General features: G+C 69.2%; 18 protein-coding genes. 13 read left to right on the top strand and 5 right to left on the bottom strand.

What is annotated here, in order from left to right:
- Window positions 1–150 precede the first annotated feature (150 nt).
- Together B7R87_RS07295 and B7R87_RS07290 are read left to right on the top strand one after the other, a co-directional pair.
- Window positions 151–3,282, top strand: coding sequence for an efflux RND transporter permease subunit (locus B7R87_RS07295; protein ID WP_006349712.1), 3,132 nt, complete (start codon window positions 151–153; stop codon window positions 3,280–3,282).
- A gap of 220 nt (window positions 3,283–3,502) precedes the next feature.
- Entirely contained in the window at window positions 3,503–4,180 is a 678-nt protein-coding gene (locus B7R87_RS07290; protein ID WP_006349713.1) for an alpha/beta fold hydrolase, read from the top strand.
- Window positions 4,181–4,293: 113 nt separating this feature from the next.
- On the opposite strand, the gene nadA is transcribed toward B7R87_RS07290, so the two are convergent.
- Window positions 4,294–5,499 (bottom strand): quinolinate synthase NadA, encoded by a 1,206-nt coding sequence (gene nadA, locus B7R87_RS07285; protein WP_006349714.1) that lies wholly within the window; start codon window positions 5,497–5,499, stop codon window positions 4,294–4,296.
- 315 nt (window positions 5,500–5,814) lie between these two features.
- Here nadA and B7R87_RS07275 point away from each other — a divergent pair, with 315 nt between their 5' ends.
- Window positions 5,815–6,171 carry a HesB/IscA family protein gene (locus tag B7R87_RS07275; RefSeq protein WP_006349715.1) on the top strand — a complete coding sequence of 119 codons (357 nt, stop codon included), beginning with the start codon at window positions 5,815–5,817 and terminating at the stop codon, window positions 6,169–6,171.
- Between the two features lie 135 nt (window positions 6,172–6,306).
- Here the strand turns inward: B7R87_RS07275 and B7R87_RS07270 are convergent, their stop codons facing one another.
- Together B7R87_RS07270 and B7R87_RS07265 are read right to left on the bottom strand one after the other, a co-directional pair.
- On the bottom strand, window positions 6,307–7,845 hold the full coding sequence (locus tag B7R87_RS07270) for a hypothetical protein (RefSeq protein WP_006349716.1): 1,539 nt from the start codon (window positions 7,843–7,845) through the stop codon (window positions 6,307–6,309).
- A 140-nt stretch (window positions 7,846–7,985) separates the two neighbouring features.
- Window positions 7,986–8,186 (bottom strand): hypothetical protein, encoded by a 201-nt coding sequence (locus B7R87_RS07265; RefSeq protein WP_006349717.1) that lies wholly within the window; start codon window positions 8,184–8,186, stop codon window positions 7,986–7,988.
- A gap of 129 nt (window positions 8,187–8,315) precedes the next feature.
- Here B7R87_RS07265 and B7R87_RS07260 point away from each other — a divergent pair, with 129 nt between their 5' ends.
- Window positions 8,316–9,287, top strand: coding sequence for a carbohydrate kinase family protein (locus tag B7R87_RS07260; RefSeq protein WP_006349718.1), 972 nt, complete (start codon window positions 8,316–8,318; stop codon window positions 9,285–9,287).
- Between the two features lie 291 nt (window positions 9,288–9,578).
- On the opposite strand, the gene B7R87_RS07255 is transcribed toward B7R87_RS07260, so the two are convergent.
- On the bottom strand, window positions 9,579–10,991 hold the full coding sequence (locus B7R87_RS07255; RefSeq protein WP_006349719.1) for a cysteine desulfurase/sulfurtransferase TusA family protein: 1,413 nt from the start codon (window positions 10,989–10,991) through the stop codon (window positions 9,579–9,581).
- 363 nt (window positions 10,992–11,354) lie between these two features.
- Between B7R87_RS07255 and ctaC the strand changes: the two genes are divergently transcribed.
- The 4 genes from ctaC to B7R87_RS07235 all read left to right on the top strand — a co-directional run bounded on the left by ctaC (window position 11,355) and on the right by B7R87_RS07235 (window position 15,841).
- The gene (gene ctaC, locus B7R87_RS07250; RefSeq protein WP_040916525.1) at window positions 11,355–12,350 is read left to right on the top strand and encodes an aa3-type cytochrome oxidase subunit II; all 996 of its coding nucleotides are present in this window, start codon (window positions 11,355–11,357) and stop codon (window positions 12,348–12,350) included.
- Window positions 12,347–14,074 carry an aa3-type cytochrome oxidase subunit I gene (gene ctaD, locus B7R87_RS07245; protein WP_006349721.1) on the top strand — a complete coding sequence of 576 codons (1,728 nt, stop codon included), beginning with the start codon at window positions 12,347–12,349 and terminating at the stop codon, window positions 14,072–14,074. The genes ctaC and ctaD overlap by 4 nt, the downstream gene beginning before the upstream one ends.
- On the top strand, window positions 14,071–14,469 hold the full coding sequence (locus tag B7R87_RS07240) for a cytochrome c oxidase subunit 4 (protein ID WP_006349722.1): 399 nt from the start codon (window positions 14,071–14,073) through the stop codon (window positions 14,467–14,469). The genes ctaD and B7R87_RS07240 overlap by 4 nt, the downstream gene beginning before the upstream one ends.
- A 121-nt stretch (window positions 14,470–14,590) precedes the next feature.
- Window positions 14,591–15,841 carry a L,D-transpeptidase gene (locus tag B7R87_RS07235; protein WP_006349723.1) on the top strand — a complete coding sequence of 417 codons (1,251 nt, stop codon included), beginning with the start codon at window positions 14,591–14,593 and terminating at the stop codon, window positions 15,839–15,841.
- A 180-nt stretch (window positions 15,842–16,021) separates the two neighbouring features.
- Here the strand turns inward: B7R87_RS07235 and B7R87_RS07230 are convergent, their stop codons facing one another.
- A complete protein-coding gene (locus B7R87_RS07230; protein WP_006349724.1) occupies window positions 16,022–16,423 on the bottom strand; it encodes a DNA-binding transcriptional response regulator in 402 nt (133 codons plus the stop codon).
- A 182-nt stretch (window positions 16,424–16,605) separates the two neighbouring features.
- Here B7R87_RS07230 and ctaE point away from each other — a divergent pair, with 182 nt between their 5' ends.
- From ctaE to trpD, 5 genes are all read left to right on the top strand, one after another.
- A complete protein-coding gene (gene ctaE, locus B7R87_RS07225) occupies window positions 16,606–17,223 on the top strand; it encodes an aa3-type cytochrome oxidase subunit III (protein ID WP_006349725.1) in 618 nt (205 codons plus the stop codon).
- A gap of 139 nt (window positions 17,224–17,362) precedes the next feature.
- A complete protein-coding gene (qcrC, locus tag B7R87_RS07220; protein WP_006349726.1) occupies window positions 17,363–18,172 on the top strand; it encodes a cytochrome bc1 complex diheme cytochrome c subunit in 810 nt (269 codons plus the stop codon).
- Window positions 18,169–19,233: a cytochrome bc1 complex Rieske iron-sulfur subunit gene (gene qcrA, locus B7R87_RS07215; protein ID WP_006349727.1), complete on the top strand. Its 1,065-nt coding sequence runs from the start codon at window positions 18,169–18,171 to the stop codon at window positions 19,231–19,233. Before qcrC ends, qcrA begins: the two co-directional genes overlap by 4 nt.
- Complete coding sequence (gene qcrB / locus B7R87_RS07210; protein WP_045853119.1) at window positions 19,230–20,912, top strand: cytochrome bc1 complex cytochrome b subunit; 1,683 nt, start codon at window positions 19,230–19,232, stop codon at window positions 20,910–20,912. The genes qcrA and qcrB overlap by 4 nt, the downstream gene beginning before the upstream one ends.
- A gap of 131 nt (window positions 20,913–21,043) precedes the next feature.
- Complete coding sequence (gene trpD, locus B7R87_RS07205; RefSeq protein WP_006349729.1) at window positions 21,044–22,105, top strand: anthranilate phosphoribosyltransferase; 1,062 nt, start codon at window positions 21,044–21,046, stop codon at window positions 22,103–22,105.
- Window positions 22,106–22,480 lie beyond the last annotated feature (375 nt).

The following is a 22,480-nucleotide window of genomic DNA, read 5'->3' as shown; positions in this document are numbered from 1 at the left end:
CCACCTGCGGTATGCGCGAGATAAAGAACGGGACCTGGGGGCGACGGGTCCGCCCTAAGGGGTGGCTGATCGTATAAGCGGGCCGTTGTGCCCCGGCCGTCCCGGGAGTCAGCCCGGAACACGAGCCCCCGAAGGAGAGTCGAACCGGTTATGTCCTGGCTGTCCAGCTTCAGCCTGAAACAACGCGCCTTGGTCGGGTTGATGTCCATCATCGCACTCGTCTTCGGGGCGATTGCGATACCTCAGATCAAACAGCAGTTACTGCCATCCATCTCCCTGCCGATGGTGTCGGTGCTCGCCCCCTACGAGGGCGCCTCCCCGGACATGGTGGAGAAGCAGGTCGTCGAACCGCTGGAGAACTCCATCGAGGCGGTCGACGGCATCAAGGGCATCACCTCCACGGCGAGCGAGGGCAACGCCGTGATCATGGCCAGCTTCGAGTACGGCGAGGGCACCAAGCAGCTCGTCGCCGATGTCCAGCAGGCCGTGAACCGGGCCAGGTCCCAGCTGCCCCAGGACGTCGAGCCCGAGGTCATCGCCGGTTCGACCGACGACATCCCGGCCGTCGTCCTCGCCGTCAGCTCCTCCAACAAGGACGAGCAGGCGCTCGCCGACCAGCTGGAGCGGGTCGTCATCCCCGCGCTGGAGGACATCGAGGGCACCGGCCAGATCACCATCGCCGGTGTACGCGACGTCCAGGTCTCCGTCACCCCCGACCCGGCCAAGCTCTCCGCCGCGGGCCTGAACAACGCGGCGCTCGCCGCAGCCCTGCAGGCGGGCGGCGCCAGCATGCCGGCCGGTGCCTTCAGCGAGGACGGCAAGAGCCGCACCGTCCAGGTGGGCGCCGGTTACACGGGCATCCAGCAGATTCAGGAGCTGCGGATCCCGCGCTCCGAGGGCGCGCCGGTCCGCCTCGGTGACCTGGCGACGGTGGCGCAGACCCCGGCCGCGGCGGTCTCCCTCACCCGTACCAACGGAAAGCCCAGCCTCGCGGTCTACGCGAACATGGACAAGGACGGCAGCGCCGTCGCCATCTCCGACGCGGTCAAGGACAAGCTGCCCGACCTGCGCAAGGACCTGGGCGCCGGATCCGAGGTCACGGTCGTCTCCGACCAGGGCCCCGCGGTCTCCAAGGCGATCTCCGGTCTGACCACCGAAGGCGCGCTCGGCCTGGTCTTCGCCGTGATCGTGATCCTGGTCTTCCTGGCGTCCCTGCGCTCCACCCTGGTGACCGCGGTCTCCATCCCGCTCTCCGTGGTGCTGGCGCTGATCGTCCTGTGGACCCGCGACCTCTCCCTGAACATGCTCACCCTCGGTGCGCTGACCATCGCCATCGGCCGGGTCGTCGACGACTCGATCGTGGTGCTGGAGAACATCAAGCGTCACCTCGGTTACGGCGAGGAGCGGGAGAGTGCGATCATCAACGCGGTGAAGGAGGTCGCGGGCGCGGTCACCTCCTCCACCCTGACCACCGTCGCCGTCTTCCTGCCCATCGGCTTCGCCGGGGGCATGATCGGTGAGTTGTTCGGCTCGTTCTCGCTGACCATCACCGCGGCCCTGCTCGCCTCGCTGCTGGTCTCCCTCACCGTCGTCCCCGTGCTGTCGTTCTGGTTCCTGCGCGCCCCCAAGGACGTGCGGGGTCTCGACCAGGAAGAGGCCCGGCGGATCGCGGAGGAGAAGGAGGGGCGCAGCAAGCTCCAGCGTTCGTACCTCCCGGTCCTGCACTTCGCCACCCGCCGCCGGATCACCAGTGTCGTGCTGGCCCTGGTCATCCTCGTCGGCACCTTCGGCATGGCCGGACTGCTGAAGACGAACTTCTTCGACGAGGGCGAGCAGGAGGTCATGTCGGTCCGCCAGGAGCTGCCCGCCGGGACCAGCCTGGAGGCCGCCGACGCCGCGTCCAAGAAGGTCGAGAAGGTCCTTGCGGGCATCGACGAACTGGAGAACTACCAGGTCACCGTCGGTTCCACCGGCTGGATGGCCGCCTTCGGCGGCAGTACGGGCGCCAACCAGGCCTCGTACCAGATGACCCTGAAGGACGCCTCCGACTTCGACAAGGTCCGCGACCGGATCGACGACGAGCTGGCGAAGCTCAAGGACATCGGCGACACCACCATCTCGGCCGGTGACGGCTTCGGCAGCCAGGACCTGAGCGTCGTCGTCAAGGCGTCCGACTCCGCGACCCTGAAGACCGCGGCCGAGCTGGTCCGCAAGGAGGTCGCCGAGATGAAGGACGTCACCGACGTCCAGAGCGACCTGGCCCAGTCCATTCCGCGGATCTCCGTCACCGCCAAGGCCAACGCGGCCGCGGCCGGATTCAGCGACGCCACGCTCGGCGCGGAGGTTCTCCAGGCCGTCCGGGGCACCCCGGCCGCCAAGGCGATCCTGAACAACACCGAGCGCGATGTCGTGGTCACCTCGGCCAGGCCCGCCAAGACCATGGCCGAACTGCGGGAGCTGTCGCTCGGCTCGGTGAAGCTGGGCGAGATCGCGGATGTGAAGCTGGCACCCGCCCCGGTGTCGATGACGCGGATCGACGGCGCCCGCGCCGCCACGATCAGCGCCAAGCCGACCGGTGACAACACCGGAGCGGTCAGCTCCGACCTCCAGGCGAAGGTCAAGGACCTGGACCTGCCCGAGGGTGCCACCGCCTCCATCGGCGGAGTTGCCGAGGACCAGGACGAGGCCTTCGGCTCCCTCGCCCTCGCCATGCTCGCGGCGATCGCGATCGTCTTCATGCTGCTGGTCGCCACCTTCCGCTCGCTGGTGCAGCCGCTGATCCTGCTGGTCTCCATCCCGTTCGCGGCGACCGGTGCGATCGGACTGCTGCTGGCCACGAACACCCCGATGGGCGTACCCGCACTGATCGGCATGCTGATGCTGATCGGCATCGTGGTCACCAACGCGATCGTGCTGATCGACCTGATCAACCAGTACCGCAGGCAGGGTTACGGCGTGGTCGAGTCGGTCATCGAGGGCGGCCGGCACCGGCTCCGCCCGATCCTGATGACCGCCCTGGCCACGATCTTCGCCCTGCTGCCGATGGCCCTCGGCATCACCGGCGAGGGCGGTTTCATCGCCAAACCGCTGGCGGTCGTGGTGATCGGCGGACTGCTCTCCTCGACCCTGCTGACGCTGCTGCTGGTGCCGACGCTGTACACCATGGTCGAACTGCGCAAGGAGCGCCGCGCGGCCAAGAAGGCGGCCAAGCGGGCCAAGAAGGACGGCGGCCCGACGCCGCCCGACGCGGCGGGGGAGGAGCTCACGCTGCAGAAGGCCTGAGTCGTTCCCACCGGAAACGACCTGCCCGGCCCGCCGGTGGCGGCTTCCCCGCCACCGGCGCGCCCGGGCCGCCTGCCCGTCGTCCGGAGCCCGCTCGCACACCGCGAGCGGGCTCCGGCCGTTGCCGCCCCCCGGCGGTACCGGACGTCATTCCGAAGCCACGGCATTCCAAAAGGGGTTAAAGCGCACAAATCACTCATGGGTGCGGCACGATGTGGGGATGACGGAGTACGTACTCATCCCCGGCGCCGACGGCCGCGCCTGGTACTGGCACCGCGTCGTACCGGAGCTGCGCGCCCGCGGGCATGAGGCCGTCGCCGTCGATCTGCCCGAGGACAACACCGCGGGGCTGGCCGACTACACGGACGCGGTGATCGAACAGCTCGACGCCGCATCCGGGCGGCTGGTCGTCGTGGCCCAGTCGCTCGCCGGGTTCGTCGCGCCGCTGCTCTGCGGACGGATCCCGGTCGAGAAGTTGATCCTGGTGAACGCGATGGTCCCGGCGCCCGGCGAGAGCGCGGGGGAGTGGTGGGCCGGCACCGGGCATCCGGAGGCCCGCCGGATCGCGGCGCTCCGGGACGGCCGGGACCCGGAAGCGCCCTTCGACCCGCTGGTGGACTTCTTCCACGACGTGCCCCCGGAGATCGCTGACGAGGCGCTGGCGATCGGCCCGCCCGGCGGGCCGTCCGAGGCGCTCTTCGCCGACCCGTGGCCGCTGGACGCCTGGCCGGACGTCCCCACCCGCTTCCTCCAGGGCCGGGACGACCGCTTCTTCCCGCTGGAGTTCCAGCGGAAGGTGGTCGCGGAACGGCTGGGCGTCCCGGTCGAGCCGCTGCCGGGAGGGCATCTGATCGCACTCGCCCGGCCGGAGCAGCTCACCGACTGGATCTGCGGCTGACACCGTCCGCCGGTACGGGAAGGGGGTGCCGCGCCGTGGTCCACGGCGCGGCACCCCCTTCCCGGGAGTTCCCGGGAGTTCCCGGGAGTTCCCGGGAATTCGCGGGACACGGCCTACGGCAGGGCGAGCATCCGCTCCAGCGCCAGCTTCGCGTAGTGCTCCGTCTCCTCGTCGACCCGGATCCGGTTCACCAGCGTGCCCTCGGCGAGCGACTCCAGCGTCCAGACCAGGTGCGGCAGGTCGATCCGGTTCATGGTGGAGCAGAAGCAGACCGTACGGTCGAGGAAGACGACCTCCTTGTCCGGGTGCGCGTTCGCCACCCGCCGGACCAGGTTCAGCTCGGTGCCGATCGCCCACTTCGACCCGGCCGGGGCCGCGTCCAGGGTCTTGATGATGTACTCCGTGGAGCCGACGTAGTCCGCCGCGGCCACCACCTCGTGCTTGCACTCGGGGTGCACCAGCACATTGACGCCGGGGATCCGGTTCCGTACGTCCTCGACCGAATCCAGCGAAAACCGCCCGTGCACCGAGCAGTGGCCGCGCCACAGGATCATCTTCGCCGAGCGCAGCTGCTCCGCGGTGAGCCCGCCGTTCGGCTTGTGCGGGTTGTAGACCACACAGTCGTCGAGGGACATCCCCAGATCGCGGACGGCGGTGTTCCGTCCGAGGTGCTGATCGGGGAGGAACAGCACCTTCTCCCCCTGCTCGAACGCCCACTCCAGGGCCCGCTGCGCATTGGACGAGGTGCAGATCGTGCCGCCGTGCCGGCCGGTGAACGCCTTGATGTCCGCCGACGAGTTCATGTACGACACCGGGACGACCTGCCCGGCTATTCCGGCCTCGGTCAGCACGTCCCAGCACTCGGCGACCTGCTCGGCCGTCGCCATATCGGCCATCGAGCATCCGGCGGCCAGATCCGGCAGGACGACCTTCTGGTCGTCGGAGGTCAGGATGTCCGCGGACTCCGCCATGAAGTGGACACCGCAGAAGACGATGTACTCGGCCTCCGGGCGGGCGGCGGCATCCCGGGCCAGCTTGAAGGAGTCGCCCGTGACATCCGCGAACTGGATGACCTCGTCGCGCTGGTAGTGGTGGCCCAGGACGAAGACGCGGTCACCGAGCTTCGCCTTCGCGGTACGGGCCCGCTCCACCAGGTCCGGATCCGACGGGGACGGCAGATCGCCGGGGCACTCGACGCCGCGCTCACTCCTCGGATCGGCCTCCCGGCCGAGCAGCAGCAGCGCGAGCGGCGTCGGCGCCACGTCGAGCGCGGCCTTCCGCGGCTCCGTACCCGTTGGGGTGGTGGTCACGTCCCACACACCTTTCTCTCTGCGATCAGGCCTTTTCGTCTGTTTGACGTTATCTATGATAACCACTTCGTGTCACTTTGACGATCTCGATAGCGTCAATGTGACGCACCTCCCGATCGGACACCGCCGCCCGCCGGTCCGGACCCGGCCGCCCGCCCGTCACCCCCGGGGCGATGTGCGAGCATGAAGGGGAACGACAGGTAGCGACGGGTAACAACAGGTCCGGAATGAATCCGCGGCCGCGCCGGTTGCAGTGTCGGCAAGCAGTCTCCGTACCTCGCCCTGCCTCGGTGGGGAGAGCCCATCCCGGGAGTGATGAAGCAGATGTCCGTATCGGACGAGACCCAGACCGTGAGCGACGGCATCCTCCTGTCCGACGCCGCCGCGGCCAAGGTGAAGGCCCTGCTCGACCAGGAGGGCCGTGACGATCTGGCGCTGCGCGTCGCCGTCCAGCCCGGCGGCTGCTCCGGCCTGCGCTACCAGCTCTTCTTCGACGAGCGCTCCCTCGACGGCGACGTCGTCAAGGACTTCGACGGTGTGAAGGTCGTGACCGACCGGATGAGCGCTCCCTACCTGGGCGGTGCGTCCATCGACTTCGTCGACACCATCGAGAAGCAGGGCTTCACCATCGACAACCCGAACGCCACGGGCTCCTGCGCCTGCGGCGACTCCTTCAACTAACCGCTCCCGCGCCGGGGCCGGACGGCCGGAGGCGCGGAGAACGGTCAGAGGCGGTGGCCCCGGACAGGGGGCCACCGCCTCGTGCGTTTCCACGGGTCCGTACGGCCGCTCCCGGCCGGGGCCCGGGGTGCGGGGTCAGCCGCGCCGTACCGCCGTCCCCGTCGACGCGTCCACGACCTTCCGGTCACCCAGCGGCGCAGCCAGGACGACCTTCGCCGTCTGCTCCTTGGCGATCGCGATGCACGCTTTCCCCGGGGCCTGCCAGGTCCCCTTCACGGTCACCCGGACCGTCCCCCCGCTCTCCTCGGCCGTCGCGCGGTACGTCTCGCACACCCCGCCGTAGAAGGTCAGGACCAGCGTCCGCCCGTCCACCCGGTAGGAGTCCACCGCACTGCCCCCGGGAGCCGTCGGGGCCGAAGGGGCCGTCGGGGGCTTCAGGGCATCGGGAGACGGGGCCGGTGCCTTGGGTGAAACCTTTCCGCCGGGAGCGGTCGCCCCGTCCCGGTCCAGATACCGCGGCTCGACCGCGGGCTGCGCGACCGTGTATCCGGCACCCTTGCCACCGGCGGGTGCCACGGAGAACAGCCACGCCGGAACGAAGGTCACCCGCTCGGTGCCGTGCACCGCGGTCAGCCCGAGCACGGCACCGGTCACCGGGAGCCGGGCGCCCGACGGCCGGGCCGGCCCGCAGTTCACCGGGTCCGGTTCCGTACGGGCTCCGGGATCGGCCGCCCCGTCCAGCGGGACTGCCGTGGCACAGGCGGGCGGCCCGCTCCGGCCGTCGCCGTATCCGCCGAGCGCCGCCGCGTTCGCGTCCTTCAGCGCCCGGTCGGCCGTGATCAGCGGATACGCCTTCCCCTTCACGGGCACCGAAAGAAACCCGTTCGCCTGGACGATCCACCCGTCGGGCCCGATCTGGAGCACCGTCGCATAGTTCTGCGTCCGTACGCCCCCGAGCAGCGGATCCGCCGTCACGATCCGCGTCGGCCCGGCCGTCCGGCCGGCGTCGACCACGGCGTCACCCAGCCCGAGCGCCTTCAGCACCGGCGCCGCCGCCGCCCGTGCGACGGACTCGGTCACGGGTGGCGCCACCGGCTGCCCCGGTGCCCTCGCCGGACCCGGCGGGACATAGGGGCCCGAGCAGAAGTCGGCCTTCTTCGCACAGTTGTCGGTCTCGGCCGTGCCCGCGTGCGCGCCGTACGACCAGGCGCCCGGCGCCCGGGCCGAGACCTGGAACACCGCACCCGTACCGTCGGCGTCCGGTCCTGCCCGCCACCCGCCTGCCTCCGACCTGACCGGACCCGCCAGCCCGAAGGCCTTCGCCGCCGCGGCCACGTCCGCCGCCTTCGGGCCGTCGTCGGCCCGGTGGACCGGGGCCGAGTCCGGCGCGTCCGGGAAACCGGTCCCCGGCCGCCGTTCCAGGACTCCGCCCGCCGGATGCGGTTCACCCGGGGCGATCCGCTCCGCCGGGGAGAGCACCGAGGACACCGGGAGCTTCGGCAGTTCCCCGCCGGCACTGCTCCCGCCGGCCGGGTCCCGGCCGCCGTCCCCACCCGCCGACGAGGCCAGCCAGACCCCGCCGCCGCCCGCCACCAGCACTGCCGCCACGACGGACGCGACCAGGGGGAACCGCCTGCGTGCGCGCTCGTCGTCCGTGGTCCGTGTACCACTCACCGCATACTCCCTGCCGCCGTTCCCCCCGAGATCCCCGTCCGGGGCTCGGCGATGGGACGGAAGCAGGGCGCGTACGGTTCCCGGCCCGTGCACCGGCGCCGGAAGCAGGCACGGGATCGGCCGCGGGATCAGCCGTCGGATCAGCTGTCGGTCATCCCCCGCACCAGACGGACCGAAGCCGCGGGCACCACGACGCCGTGGATCCGCGACGGCGACACCGGCGCATCCGCGACGGTCGCGGGAACCGTCCAGTGCGGGGCCATCCGGACGCAGTCGCCGCGCAGCTGGGCAAGGGTGAATTCCAGGTCACGGGAGGCCGGAGAACGGCCGGAGTTCGTCATAAGCGCACCGTATGCACCCAAGAGTCGGGGGGAAAGCATCTACTATCGGGTAGTTTATGCGCTTTGGTCACCTGGTACGACCGGGTAGCGTTAAGCGTCATATCCCCGCGTCCCAGGAGCGCATACGCCGTGCGAATCGCAGTCACCGGCTCCATCGCCACCGACCATCTGATGACCTTCCCCGGTCGCTTTGCCGACCAGCTGGTCGCCGAACAGCTCCACACGGTCTCCCTCTCCTTCCTGGTCGACACCCTCAACGTGCGCCGAGGAGGCGTCGGCGCGAACATCTGCTTCGGCATGGGACAGCTCGGCACCAAGCCCGTCCTGGTCGGCGCCGCCGGCGCCGACTTCGGCGAATACCGGGCCTGGCTCGACCGCCACGGAGTGGACACCGGCTCCGTCCGGATCTCCGAAGTCCTCCACACCGCACGCTTCGTCTGCACCACGGACGCCGACCACAACCAGATCGGCTCCTTCTACACCGGCGCCATGAGCGAAGCCCGGCTCATCGAGCTGAAGTCCGTCGCCGACCGCGTCGGCGGGCTCGACCTCGTCCTCATCGGCGCCGACGACCCCGAAGCGATGCTCCGCCACACCGAGGAATGCCGTTCCCGCAGCATCCCCTTCGCCGCCGACTTCTCCCAGCAGATCGCCCGGATGAGCGGCGACGAAATCCGGATACTGCTCGACGGCGCCACCTACCTCTTCTCCAACGAGTACGAGAAGGGACTCATCGAGAACAAGACCGGCTGGAACGACGCAGAAATCCTCGACCGGGTCGGCCACCGCGTCACCACCCTCGGCTCCCGGGGCGTCCGGATCGAACGCGCCGGCGAAGACCCCATCGAAGTCGGCTGCGCCGAGGAGACCGCCAAGGTCGACCCCACCGGCGTCGGTGACGCCTTCCGCGCGGGCTTCCTCTCCGGCCTCTCGTGGGGCGTCGGACTGGAGCGCGCCGCCCAGATCGGCTGCATGCTCGCCACCCTGGTGATCGAAACCCTCGGCACCCAGGAGTACACGCTGCGCCGCGCACACTTCATGGAGCGCTTCGCCAAGGCCTACGGCGACGAAGCCGCCGCCGAGGTCCACAAGTACCTCTAGTTTTTGGGCTCGGTTCGCCTCCGGGGGGCTTGAGCCGCGGTCTTCAGTCGATCGTGCTCGGACGCTCGTTCCTCACGGCCTGCGCGCGTTCTCCTTCCAGTCCCCCTACGCCTTCGGCGTGGGGGGACCCCAGCCGCCCCCCTTCGGCTCACTCGCCGGACCCTGAGGTCGGGCGGGTCCTGAGCGGTGGCCACGCCATCCGCCCTGGGGCCGGGGTGGCAAGGTGCTCCCGGGCCGGGCCCTCCGAAAGGGGGCCCGGCCCGGAGTTCTGAAGCCCCCGTGGACCGTCCGTCAGGACACCCGACGGACCAGGTACGCCGTGCCCCGCTCCGCCGGATGCTCGCCCGCGTACTCCTGGCCCCGCATCTCGCACCACGCGGGAATGTCCAGCCGGGCCGCCTCGTCGTCCGAGAGGACGGTGATCATGGTGCCGACCGGGACCCGGGGGAGGAGCTTCGCCAGTTCGATCACCGGAATCGGGCAGCGCCTGCCGAGCGTGTCGAGGACCAGGGCCTCCCCGGCCTCCCCTGCATCCGCCGCAGCCTCCTCCGCCACAGGCTCGGCGGCCGGCCCGGCCGGGGCGCCGATCCGGGCGCGGACCGCCGACACCAGGTCCGGCAGGACGGCGAGGAAACGGTCCACGTCCGCCGCCGCCGTACCCAACGGCAGGGACACCCGGACATTGCCCTCGCTCAGCACCCCCATCGCCCGCAGCACATGGCTCGGCGTCAGCGTGCTCGATGTGCACGACGAGCCCGAGGACACCGAGAAACCCGCCCGGTCCAGCTCGTGCAGCAGCGTCTCCCCGTCGACGTACAGACAGGAGAAGGTGACGATATGCGGCAGCCGCCGCACCGGATCCCCCACCACCTCCACATCGGGCACCAGCTCCGGGAGCCGGGTCCGGATCCGGTCCACCAGGGCCCGCAGCCCCGCCGCCTCGTCCGCGGCCTCGGCACGCACCGCCCGGAGGGACGCCGCCGCGGCCACGATCGCCGGAAGATTCTCGAACCCCGCAGACCGGCCCGACTCCCGCTCGTCCGCAGGCTCCTGCGGGGCGAACCTGACCCCCTTGCGGACCGCGAGCAGCCCCACCCCCGCGGGACCGCCCCACTTGTGCGCGCTCCCGGCCAGCAGCGACCAGCCCCCGTCGACCGGCCCCCACGCCAGCGACTGCGCGGCGTCCACCAGCAGCGGCACCCCCGCCTCCCGGCACACCCCGGCGACCTCCGCCACCGGCTGCTCCGTACCCGTCTCGTGATTGGCCGACTGGAGACACGCCAGCGCCGCACCCTCACCCGAAGAATCCGGCCCCAGCGCCCCGGCGAACGCGGCCGCCGACACCCGGCCGAGCCGGTCCACCGGCACCTCCGTCAGGGCGAAACGGTCCGCCGCATGCAGAACCGACGAATGCTCGACCGCCGAGACGACCACCCGGCGGCCCGCCCGCCGGCGCGCCGAAGCCGCCCCCGACACCCCGAGGTGAACCGCGCGCGTCCCCGAAGGAGTGAAGATGAGCTCGTCCGGGCGGCAGCCCACCGCCTCCGCCGCGGCCTCCCGCGCCGCGTCCAGCAGCAGCCGGGCGCGCCGCCCCTCCCGGTAGAGCCGGGACGGGTCGGCCCACCCCTCGTCGAGGGCGGCCAGCAGGGCCTGCCGGGCCACAGGGTGCAGCGGAGCGGAGGAAGCGGCGTCGAAGTAGGGCACGCCCTCAACGTAACGCCACGCCGAACTCCCGGCGGGCGGCGGGCCGTCACCCGGCGGAACCCATGGCTCCACCCGGTGCGGGGAAGGGGTCCCGGGATTCCGCAACGGCCCGCCCGAATGGCCCCCAGCCACCCCTCACTCCCGGTCGTTTGAGGGGGAAATCAGGGTAAATTTCGGGGTGATTCCATCCCTTCAGGGGGTCGGACGGCGCGTTGGGCACCCTCCCCGCGCGACCCCAAATAGCGTCCAGTAGGGTTTGGTCCGCATAAACATCCAAACCCCTGCCCGCGTCAGGGCCGGCGACCGACCAGCGTGACGGCCGCACCCGTCGCGCGCGGGCCGAGACTCTCGGGAAGGCGCTACGTGAGTCCCAACGGCTCCGACCTCCCCCGCAGCCATGGCGCGGGTGGTACCCCCGTGTCGCGGCGCCCGATGCGGCGGAAGCTGCCGCAGGTGCTGACTGCGGGCCTGATCCTGGTTACCGCCACCGGTTGCGAATACACCTGGGAAGACTTCCCCCGGCTGGGTATGCCCACCCCGGTTACGGAAGAGGCGCCCATCATCCTCTCCCTCTGGCAGGGCTCGTGGGCGGCGGCGCTCGTCACGGGCGTCCTCGTCTGGGGCCTGATCCTGTGGAGCGTGTTCTTCCACCGGCGCAGCCGCACCAAGATCGAGGTTCCTCCGCAGACCCGGTACAACCTCCCCATCGAGGCGCTGTACACCGTGGTCCCGCTCATCATCGTTTCGGTGTTCTTCTACTTCACCGCACGTGACGAGTCGAAGCTGCTCTCCCTCTCCGACAAGCCGAAGCACACCGTGAACGTGGTGGGCTTCCAGTGGAGCTGGGGCTTCAACTACATCGAGAACGTCCCGGGCTCCACGGGCGACGCCAAGACGGACAAGAACCTCAAGGCGATCCCCGACAAGTGGCGCGACGACCTCCCTGCCAACGCGGGAGGCGTCTGGGAGGCCGGCATCCCCGGCACCCGGGACCCCGAGACCGGTAACCCGGGCCCGACCCTGGTGCTGCCGAAGGGCGAGAAGGTCCGCTTCATCCTGACCTCCCGTGACGTCATCCACTCCTTCTGGGTGGTCCCCTTCCTGTTCAAGCAGGACGTCATCCCGGGTCACACCAACGCGTTCGAGGTCACCGCCACGCAGGAGGGCACCTTCCTCGGCAAGTGCGCCGAACTCTGCGGTGTCGACCACTCCCGCATGCTCTTCAACGTCAAGGTCGTTTCGCCCGCGGAGTACCAGGACTACCTGAAGACGCTGGCGGACAAGGGTCAGACCGGGTACATCCCGGCGGGCATCGCGCAGACCACGCCGGCCATCAACGCGGAGAAGAAGCAACTGTGAGCATCCTCAATCAACCCCAGGGTGCCGCCGCGACCGACGACTCGTACGAGAACGAGCTGCCGGTCCGGCGCAAGCAGCCGGGCAACGTGGTGGTGAAGTGGCTGACCACCACCGACCACAAGACCATCGGTACGCTCTACCTGGTCACGTCGTTCGTGTTCTTCGTCATCGGTGGCGTGATGGCGCTCTTCATGCGCGCCGAACTCGCTCGCCCCGGCACGCAGATCATGTCGAACGAGCAGTTCAACCAGGCGTTCACGATGCACGGCACGATCATGCTGCTGATGTTCGCGACGCCGCTGTTCGCCGGATTCGCCAACTGGATCATGCCGCTCCAGATCGGTGCGCCCGATGTGGCGTTCCCGCGGCTGAACATGTTCGCGTACTGGCTGTACCTCTTCGGCTCGCTGATCGCGGTGGCCGGCTTCCTCACCCCGCAGGGTGCGGCCGACTTCGGCTGGTTCGCCTACTCCCCGCTGTCGGACGCCGTCCGCTCGCCGGGCGTCGGCGCCGATCTGTGGATCATGGGTCTGGCCTTCTCCGGCTTCGGCACGATCCTCGGCTCGGTCAACTTCATCACCACGATCATCTGCATGCGCGCACCGGGTATGACGATGTTCCGGATGCCGATCTTCACCTGGAACGTGCTGCTCACCGGTGTGCTGGTGCTGCTCGCCTTCCCGGTGCTGGCCGCCGCGCTCTTCGCGCTGGAGGCCGACCGTAAATTCGGCGCCCATATCTTCGACGCCGCAAACGGCGGTGCACTGCTCTGGCAGCACCTCTTCTGGTTCTTCGGCCATCCAGAGGTGTACATCATCGCCTTGCCGTTCTTCGGCATCGTCTCGGAGATCATTCCGGTCTTCTCCCGGAAGCCGATGTTCGGCTACATGGGCCTGGTCGCCGCCACCATCGCGATCGCCGGCCTTTCGGTGACGGTGTGGGCGCACCATATGTACGTCACCGGCGGTGTGCTGCTGCCGTTCTTCTCCTTTATGACCTTCCTGATCGCGGTCCCGACCGGTGTGAAGTTCTTCAACTGGATCGGCACCATGTGGAAGGGGTCGCTGTCTTTCGAGACACCGATGCTCTGGACCATCGGCTTCCTGATCACCTTCACCTTCGGTGGTCTGACCGGTGTCATCCTGGCCTCGCCGCCGCTGGACTTCCACGTCTCCGACTCGTACTTCGTCGTCGCGCACTTCCACTACGTCGTCTTCGGCACCGTGGTCTTCGCGATGTTCGCCGGCTTCCACTTCTGGTGGCCGAAGTTCACCGGCAAGATGCTGGACGAGCGGCTCGGCAAGATCACCTTCTGGACGCTGTTCCTCGGCTTCCACGGCACCTTCCTGGTCCAGCACTGGCTGGGTGCCGAGGGCATGCCGCGCCGGTACGCGGACTATCTGGCCGCCGACGGATTCACCGCGCTGAACACCATCTCCACGATCAGCTCGTTCGTTCTCGGTGCCTCCCTGCTGCCGTTCTTCTACAACGTGTGGAAGACGGCGAAGTACGGCAAGAAGGTCGAGGTCGACGACCCGTGGGGCTACGGCCGTTCCCTCGAATGGGCTACGTCCTGCCCGCCGCCGCGGCATAACTTCCTCACCCTTCCGCGGATTCGCTCCGAATCGCCCGCGTTCGATCTCCACCACCCGGAGATCGCCGCGCTCGACCAGCTGGACCACGGCGACACCGCCCAGATCTCCGGGAAGGAGGCCGGCAAGTGAAGATCCAAGGACGGATGTTCATCTGGCTGAGCGTCTTCATCCTCGCCATCGCCATCCTCTACGGCGTCTGGTCGAAGGAGCCGGCCGGTACCACCGCGCTCTTCATGGCCTTCGGCCTGAGCCTCATGGTCGGCTTCTACCTGGCCTTCACGGCGCAGCGGGTCGACGCGATGGCCCAGGACGACAAGGAAGCGGACGTCGCGGACGAGGCCGGCGAGGTCGGCTTCTTCTCCCCGCACAGCTGGGCGCCGCTCTTCCTGGCCTCCGGCGGAGCCCTCGCCTTCCTCTCGGTGGCGATCGGCTGGTGGCTGATGTACTTCTCGGCGCCGATCATCCTGGTCGGCATCTGGGCCTGGGTCTTCGAGTACTACCGCGGCGAGAACCAGAACCAGTAAACGGTCCGTGTCAATGACACACACCGGGCCCGGGTCCCCCTTCACCCAGGGGGACCCGGGCCTTCCCCTTTTGTACGCATCCAGCGCGCTCCCGGGAGGCGATCTTCCTACGGTGTGAGCTATGAACCAGACGCCCCGGTTTCGCACCGTGCTCCGCTGCTCCCTGCTGCTGGTCTCCCTCGGTGCGGTTGCGATCGCCTGCGGCGAGGCAGGCCCCGACCCACTGACCGTCAAGCCCTACGACGCGGCGAAGCAGGTCACCTTCAATACCCCCCAGGGGGGTACCAAGGTGAACCCCGACAAACCGCTCGAAGTCACCGTGAAGCGCGAAGAGGGCCGCATCACGGACGTGTCCGTGGTGGACGACACCGGGCACCACCTCGCGGGCGAGCTCTCCGCCGACGGGGTGCGCTGGCGCTCCACCGGCGCCCTGTCGGCCGGCGCCAAATACACCGCCCGGGTCGCCACGGAGAACCCCGAGGGCTCCCCGGGCAGCCGCAGCCTCACCTTCGCCACCGCCCCCGCCAAGGAGCAGCTGACCGTCGAGTTCGCACCCGAGAACGGCGAGTACGGCGTCGGCCAGCCGATCATCGCCGAGCTCAGCGCACCCGTGGACAAGGCCTCCCGCAAGGCCGTGGAGCGCGGTCTCAAGGTCGACGTCAAACCCGGTGTCGAAGGCGCCTGGCACTGGCTCAACGACGACGTCCTGCACTACCGCCCCAAGGAGTACTGGCCCGAGGGCGGCAAGGCCACCGTCACCAACAACCTCCAGGGCGTGAAGATCGCCAAGGGGCTCTACGGCGGCCCTCCCGGCGAACCCCTGAAGATGACCTTCGACGACCGGATGGAGGCCATCGTGGACGCCTCCTCCCACTGGATGACCGTGCTCCAGAACGGCGAGGTGATCCGCTCCGTGCCGATCACCACCGGCAAGCCGGGCTTCGCCACCCGCAACGGCGTCAAGGTCGTGCTCGGCAAGGAATACTTCGTCCGCATGCGCGGCTCCAGCGTCGGCATCGGCGGCTCCGAGGCGTACAACCTGCCCGTGTACTACGCCACCCGGGTCACCTGGAGCGGCGAGTACGTCCACGCCGCGCCCTGGTCCCTCGGCTCCCACGGCTACGCCAACGTCAGCCACGGCTGCACCGGCATGTCCACCCGCAACGCCGCCTGGTTCTACGAGAACTTCCAGGAGGGCGACCTCGTCGAGGTGATCAACAGCATCGGCGAGGACATGGACGTCTTCGGCAACGGATACGGCGACTGGAACATGGAGTGGCCGGAATGGCGCGAAGGCAGCGCCCTGAACGCCGATACGAAGCCCGACGGCAGCAGCGCCACCGACGCGGCCCGGCTGCGCCCGCGGATCTGAACCGCGGCCCCGATCACCCGTACGGCCCCACAACGCGCTCAGGGGGGCCGTACGGGAACCTCCGCGCCCCGGATCGCCCGGGGCACCGTATTCACCCGAAAAGCGGAACGGGGGCCCTGTGGCGGCCGCAGCCGCCGCAGGGCCCCCGGGAAGCACCCCGAAGGAGGGAACGGCCGCCCGTCAGGCCTCCACGGCGGTACGGGCGCGCAGCAGGGACGCCAGCGCGCCGGCCAGCTCCACCGGATCCACCGGCAGCGTCACCGCCGAGTCCGCCCGGCTCCACGTCGCCAGCCAGGCGTCCTGCGGGCGCCCGATCAGCAGCAGCACCGGCGGGCAGTCGAAGATCTCGTCCTTGATCTGGCGGCAGACGCCCATCCCGCCGGCGGGCACGGTCTCCCCGTCCAGCACGCACACGTCGATCCCGCCCCGGTCCAGCCGGGTCAGAACGGCGGGCAGAGTGGCGCATTCCACGAACTCGACCGGCGGCACATCGGGGGCCGGCCGCCGTCCCGCGGCCAGCCGCACCTGCTCACGGGTGTTGGCGTTGTCGCTGTAGACCAGCACGGTGGCGGTCGGCTGCATCGTTCCTCCGCGTCGTCGGACCCTGGTACCGATGGGGCGGATGCTACTCCGTCCACCACGGTGCGGACAGCCGCCCGCCGCCCGCTTTCCGGCCCGCGCGATGGGCCGTTCGAGCTGGGACGGGGCCGCTGACACACCGAACGGCACCCCCCGGAGTGAGGGCGGGATAAGCGACCGACATAATGTCGGTCGTGGCGACAGCAACGACAGTAGATATCGGGCACGCGCACCCGTCGGTCAATCGACCGAACCTCACCAGCGTCGGAACCATCATCTGGTTGAGTTCCGAGCTGATGTTCTTCGCGGCCCTCTTCGCGATGTACTTCACTCTGCGTTCGGTGACGGGTGCCGACTTCTGGAGTGAGCGGGCGGACCTTCTCAACTTTCCCTTCTCGGCGACGAACACCACGATCCTGGTGCTCTCCTCCCTCACCTGTCAGCTCGGCGTCTTCGCCGCCGAGCGCGGTGATGTGAAGAAGCTCCGGACCTGGTTCATCGTTACCTTCATCATGGGCGCGATCTTCATCGGCGGCCAGGTGTACGAGTACACCGAGCTGGTCCAGCACGGTCTCTCGCTGAAGTCGGACCCGTACGGTTCCGTCTTCTACCTGACCACCGGCTTCCACGGACTGCACGTCCTCGGCGGTCTCATCGCCTTCCTGCTGGTCCTGGGCCGCACCTACGCGGCCCGGCGCTTCACCCATGAGCAGGCCACCTCCGCCATCGTCGTGTCCTACTACTGGCACTTCGTCGATGTCGTCTGGATCGGCCTCTTCCTCACGATCTACATGATCAAGTAATGGGGCGGGCGGTCCGCCGCCCGACGCACGAGCCGCTGCCGGCGGCAGACCGCCCGGCGGCCCGCAGACAGACGCAGTCAGATGCAGACAGACACAGTCCAGAAGCACGACGCAGAAAATCCTGACACCGGGGTAATCCGTGAAAAAGCTCTCCGCACGACGACGCCATCCGCTGGCGGCGATCGTCGTCCTACTCCTCGCGCTGGCGGCCACCGGGGGGCTGTACGCCGCGTTCGCGCCCGCGGACAAGGCACAGGCTGACGAAACCGCCCAGTCCCTCGCCATCGAGGAGGGCAAGAAGCTCTATACCGTCGGCTGCGCGAGCTGCCACGGAACGGGCGGTGAAGGTACGACCGACGGTCCGAGCCTGGTCGGCGTCGGCTCCGCAGCGGTCGACTTCCAGGTCACCACCGGCCGTATGCCGGCCCAGCAGCCCGGCGCCCAGGTGCCGAAGAAGCCTGCCATCTACACCCAGGCCGAGGTCGACCAGTTGGCGGCCTACATCGGTGCGATGGGTGCCGGTCCGGTCACGCCGACCGAGAAGCAGTACAGCCCCACGGGCGCGGACGTCGCCAAGGGCGGCGACCTCTTCCGTAACAACTGCGCCCAGTGCCACAACTTCTCGGGCAAGGGCGGCGCGCTCACCGAGGGCAAGTACGCCCCCACCCTTGAGGGCGTCAGCGCCAAGCACATCTACGAGGCCATGCAGACCGGCCCGCAGAACATGCCCTCCTTCCCCGACGGCATCATGCCCGAGCAGGAGAAGCGGGACATCATCGCCTATGTCCAGGAGATGAACGACAGCCAGGCGGAGAGCCCCGGTGGTCTCTCCCTCGGTGCTCTCGGCCCCGTTTCCGAGGGTCTCTTCGCCTGGGTCTTCGGGCTCGGCGCGCTGATCGCAGTTGCCGTCTGGGTCGCGGCCCACACCGCTAAGGCCAAGAAGTCATGAGTAGCCAAGACATTCCAGAAGAGAACCTGCCGCACGAGCAGGACGGGGGCGGCGCTGCCGTCACCCCGCACGGGACCGGTTCCGCCGACCCGTTCGCCGACCCGGGACTGCCGGCCCACAAGCCGCGTATCCAGGACATCGACGAGGCCGCAGCCAAGCGCTCCGAGCGCACCGTCGCTCTGCTGTTCACGCTGTCGATGCTGGCGACGGTGGGCTTCATCGCCTGCTACGTCATCTTCCCGGTCGACAAGATCGTGTACATCTTCCCGTTCGGCCATGTGAGCGCGCTGAACTTCTCCCTCGGTCTGACCCTGGGCGTCGCCCTCTTCTGCATCGGCGCGGGCGCGGTCCACTGGGCCCGCACCCTGATGTCCGATGTCGAGGTCGCCGACGACCGGCACCCGATCGAAGCGTCCCCCGAGGTCAAGGCCCAGGTCATGGCCGACTGGCGGGCGGGCAACGAGGAGTCCGGCTTCGGCCGGCGCAAGCTGATCCGCAACACCATGTTCGGTGCGATGGCCCTGGTGCCGCTCTCCGGTGTGGTGCTGCTGCGCGACCTCGGTCCGCTGCCGGAGAAGAAGCTCCGCTCCACCCTGTGGGCCAAGGGCAAGCAGCTCATCAACATGAACACCAATGAGCCGCTGCGTCCCGAGGACATCACGGTCGGTTCGCTGGTCTTCGCGAGCCCCGAGGGCCTCGACCCGCACGCCCACGACTGGCAGATTCAGATGGGCAAGGCGGCCCTGATGCTCGTCCGGATCAAGCCGGAGGACATCAAGGACAAGCGCGAGCTGGACTGGTCGCACGACGGCATCGTCGCCTTCTCCAAGGTCTGCACCCACGTCGGCTGCCCGATCAGCCTCTACGAGCAGCAGACGCACCACGTGCTGTGCCCGTGTCACCAATCCACCTTCGACCTCTCCGACGGCGCCCGGGTCATCTTCGGCCCGGCGGGTCACCCGCTTCCGCAGCTGCGGATCGGTGTGAACGCCGAGGGCAACCTTGAAGCGCTCGGCGACTTCGAGGAGCCTGTCGGTGCCGCCTTCTGGGAGCGCGGATGAGTACTACGACCGATAACAAGCAGTCCGTGGACGACCGCAAGGCACCCGCGGGCGAGCGGGTCGCCGACTGGGCGGACGGCCGGCTGGGGATCTACTCCCTCGCCAAGGCCAACATGCGGAAGATCTTTCCGGACCACTGGTCCTTCATGCTCGGCGAGATCTGCCTCTACAGCTTCATCATCATCATCCTCACGGGTGTGTATCTGACGCTGTTCTTCAACCCGTCGATGAACGAGATCGTCTACGAGGGCAGCTATGTGCCGCTCCAGGGCGTGAAGGTGTCCGAGGCGTTCGCCTCGACCATGGACATCAGCTTCGACGTCCGCGGCGGTCTGCTGATCCGCCAGATCCACCACTGGGCCGCGCTGATCTTCGTCGCCGCGATGATGGTCCACATGATGCGCGTCTTCTTCACCGGCGCGTTCCGCAAGCCGCGCGAGGTCAACTGGCTGTTCGGCTTCCTGCTGCTGGTCCTGGGCATGTTCACCGGTTTCACCGGCTACTCGCTCCCGGACGACCTGATCTCCGGCACCGGTGTCCGCTTCATGCAGGGCGCGATCCTGTCCGTGCCGATCGTCGGTACGTACATCTCGATGTTCCTGTTCGGCGGCGAGTTCCCCGGGCACGACTTCGTGCCGCGGTTCTACTCGATCCACATCCTGCTGCTGCCCGGCATCATGATGGGCCTGCTGGTCGCCCATCTGATCCTGGTCGTCTACCACAAGCACACGCAGTACGCGGGTCCCGGCCGGACCAACAAGAACGTCGTCGGCATGCCGCTGCTGCCGGTCTACATGGCCAAGGCCGGAGGCTTCTTCTTCCTGGTCTTCGGTGTGATCGCGGTGATCGCGGCGATCGCGACGCTCAACCCGGTCTGGTCGGTCGGTCCCTACCGGATCGACCAGGTCTCCACCGGCGCGCAACCCGACTGGTACATGGGCTTCGCCGAGGGTCTGATCCGAGTGATGCCGGGCTGGGAGATCAACGCTTGGGGCCACACCCTGGTCCTGGGCGTGTTCATCCCGCTGGTGATCTTCCCGCTGGTGCTGGCCGCGATCGCCGTCTACCCGTTCATCGAGTCCTGGGTCACCGGCGACAAGCGCGAGCACCACATCCTGGACCGCCCGCGCAACGCCCCGACCCGTACCGCCTTCGGTGTGGCCTGGCTGACCGCGTACTTCATCATGCTGGTCGGTGGTGGCAACGACCTCTTCGCCACCCACTTCCATCTGTCGATCAACGCGATCACCTGGTTCGTCCGGATCTTCTTCTTCGTGGGACCGGTCCTGGCGTTCATCATCACCAAGCGCATCTGCCTGGGTCTCCAGCGCCGCGACCGCGACAAGGTGCTGCACGGACGCGAGTCCGGCATCATCAAGCGGCTGCCGCACGGAGAGTTCATCGAGGTGCACGAGCCGCTCAGCCAGTCGGATCTGCACACCCTCACCGCGCACACCCAGCACCAGCCGCTCGAAGTCGGCCCCGAGGTCGACGAGAACGGCGTGCGCCGCAAGATCTCGCCCGTACAGAAGTTCCGCGCGAAGCTCAGCAAGGGCTTCTACGGCGAGGGGAACCAGATCCCCAAGGCCACGCGCGAGGAGTACGAGGAGATCGCCGCGGCCCATGGTCACGGCCATGGCCACGGTGAGCACGAGGAGGTCACCAGCGGCAAGCACTGACCGCTGACCGACCGCTGAAAGCGTCGCCACGGCAAGAGCCCCGTCCACTGCCCGGACGGGGCTCTTTGCCGTACCCGGCGCTGGATAGGGTGGGCGGTATCCCTTACTCACGATGGACCCGGGAGCGGACCATGAACGTTGTGACCCCGGCAGGCGGCGACAGCGTGGCGGCCCACTCCTGGCCGGCCGTACTCGACTCCCTGCTCACCAACCACGACCAGAGCGCGGACGCCACGGCCTGGGCGATGGACCGCATCCTGAGCGGGGAGGCGACCGACGCGCAGATCGCCGGTTTCGCGGTGGCGCTGCGGGCCAAGGGTGAGACCGTGGCGGAGATCTCCGGTCTGGTACGGACGATGTACGAGCACGCCCATCTGATCGACGTGCCCGGGCCCACGGTGGACATCGTCGGCACCGGCGGCGACGGCGCGAAGACCGTCAACATCTCCACGATGGCGTCGATCGTGGTCGCCGGGACCGGCGCCAAGGTCGTGAAGCACGGCAACCGTGCCGCCTCCAGCGCCTCCGGAGCCTCCGACGTCCTGGAGAAGCTCGGCGTCAATCTGGAGCTCACGCCCCGGCGGGTCGCGGAGGTCGCCGAGGAGGCGGGCATCACGTTCTGCTTCGCGGTGAAGTTCCATCCGGCGCTGCGGTACGTCGCGGCGGCGCGGAGGGAACTCGGGATCCGGACCACCTTCAACTTCCTCGGCCCGCTGACCAACCCCGCCCGGGTCGGGGCGCAGGCGACGGGCGTCGCCGACGCCCGGATGGCCCCGATCATGGCCGGGGTGCTGGCCGAACGGGGCTCGTCGGCGCTGGTCTTCCGCGGCGACGACGGCCTCGACGAGCTGACCACCACGGCGACGTCCCGGGTCTGGATCGTCCGTGACGGCACGGTACGGGAGGAAGCGTTCGACCCCCGTGACGTCGGCATCGACCTCGTCCCCGTCGAAGCCCTCCGCGGCGCCGACGCCGCCTACAACGCGGAGGTCGCGACCCGGGTGCTCGCGGGGGAGCGGGGGCCGGTACGGGACGCGGTCGTGCTGAACGCGGCGGCGGCGCTGGTCGCGCTGGCACCGACGGACGAGCCCCTGACGACCCAGATCGCGGCGGCGGCGGCGCGCGCGGCGGACTCCCTGGACTCGGGAGCGGCCTCGGCGACGCTGACCCGCTGGATCCAAGCCACGAAGTAGCCTCCGGCCCGGCCGAGGACCAGGGCCCCGAGCCCGGAGCCGCTCGGCCGGCGCCCCTCGGGTCCGCGAGACCCCGGGCGCCCCGGCCTTGCGGGCGAGCACCCCGCCCGGCCGGGCCTCGACGGCGAGCGCCGTGCTCGGCGGGGGCCGATTTCAGGCCGCAAGCCGTCCGTGGCTTGTCGCGCAGTTCCTCGCGCCCCTTAGGACCTCGACCGCACCCTGCCGGAGAAGAAGAGCCCAGGCAGCGCTACCGGTTCAGGGGCGGGGCGATCATGAAGGGGCGCGAGGAACTGCGCGAACGGCCCACGGCGGCTCGGAGCCGGAATTCGGCCCTCGCCGAGCTCGTCGCCGACTGCTTGGCGCGGTTGCGGCGGG

Origin of the sequence: Streptomyces tsukubensis, from assembly GCF_003932715.1 — a bacterium.
Taxonomy (GTDB): domain Bacteria; phylum Actinomycetota; class Actinomycetes; order Streptomycetales; family Streptomycetaceae; genus Streptomyces; species Streptomyces tsukubensis.
This window is presented reverse-complemented; position numbering and strand designations above follow the sequence as displayed.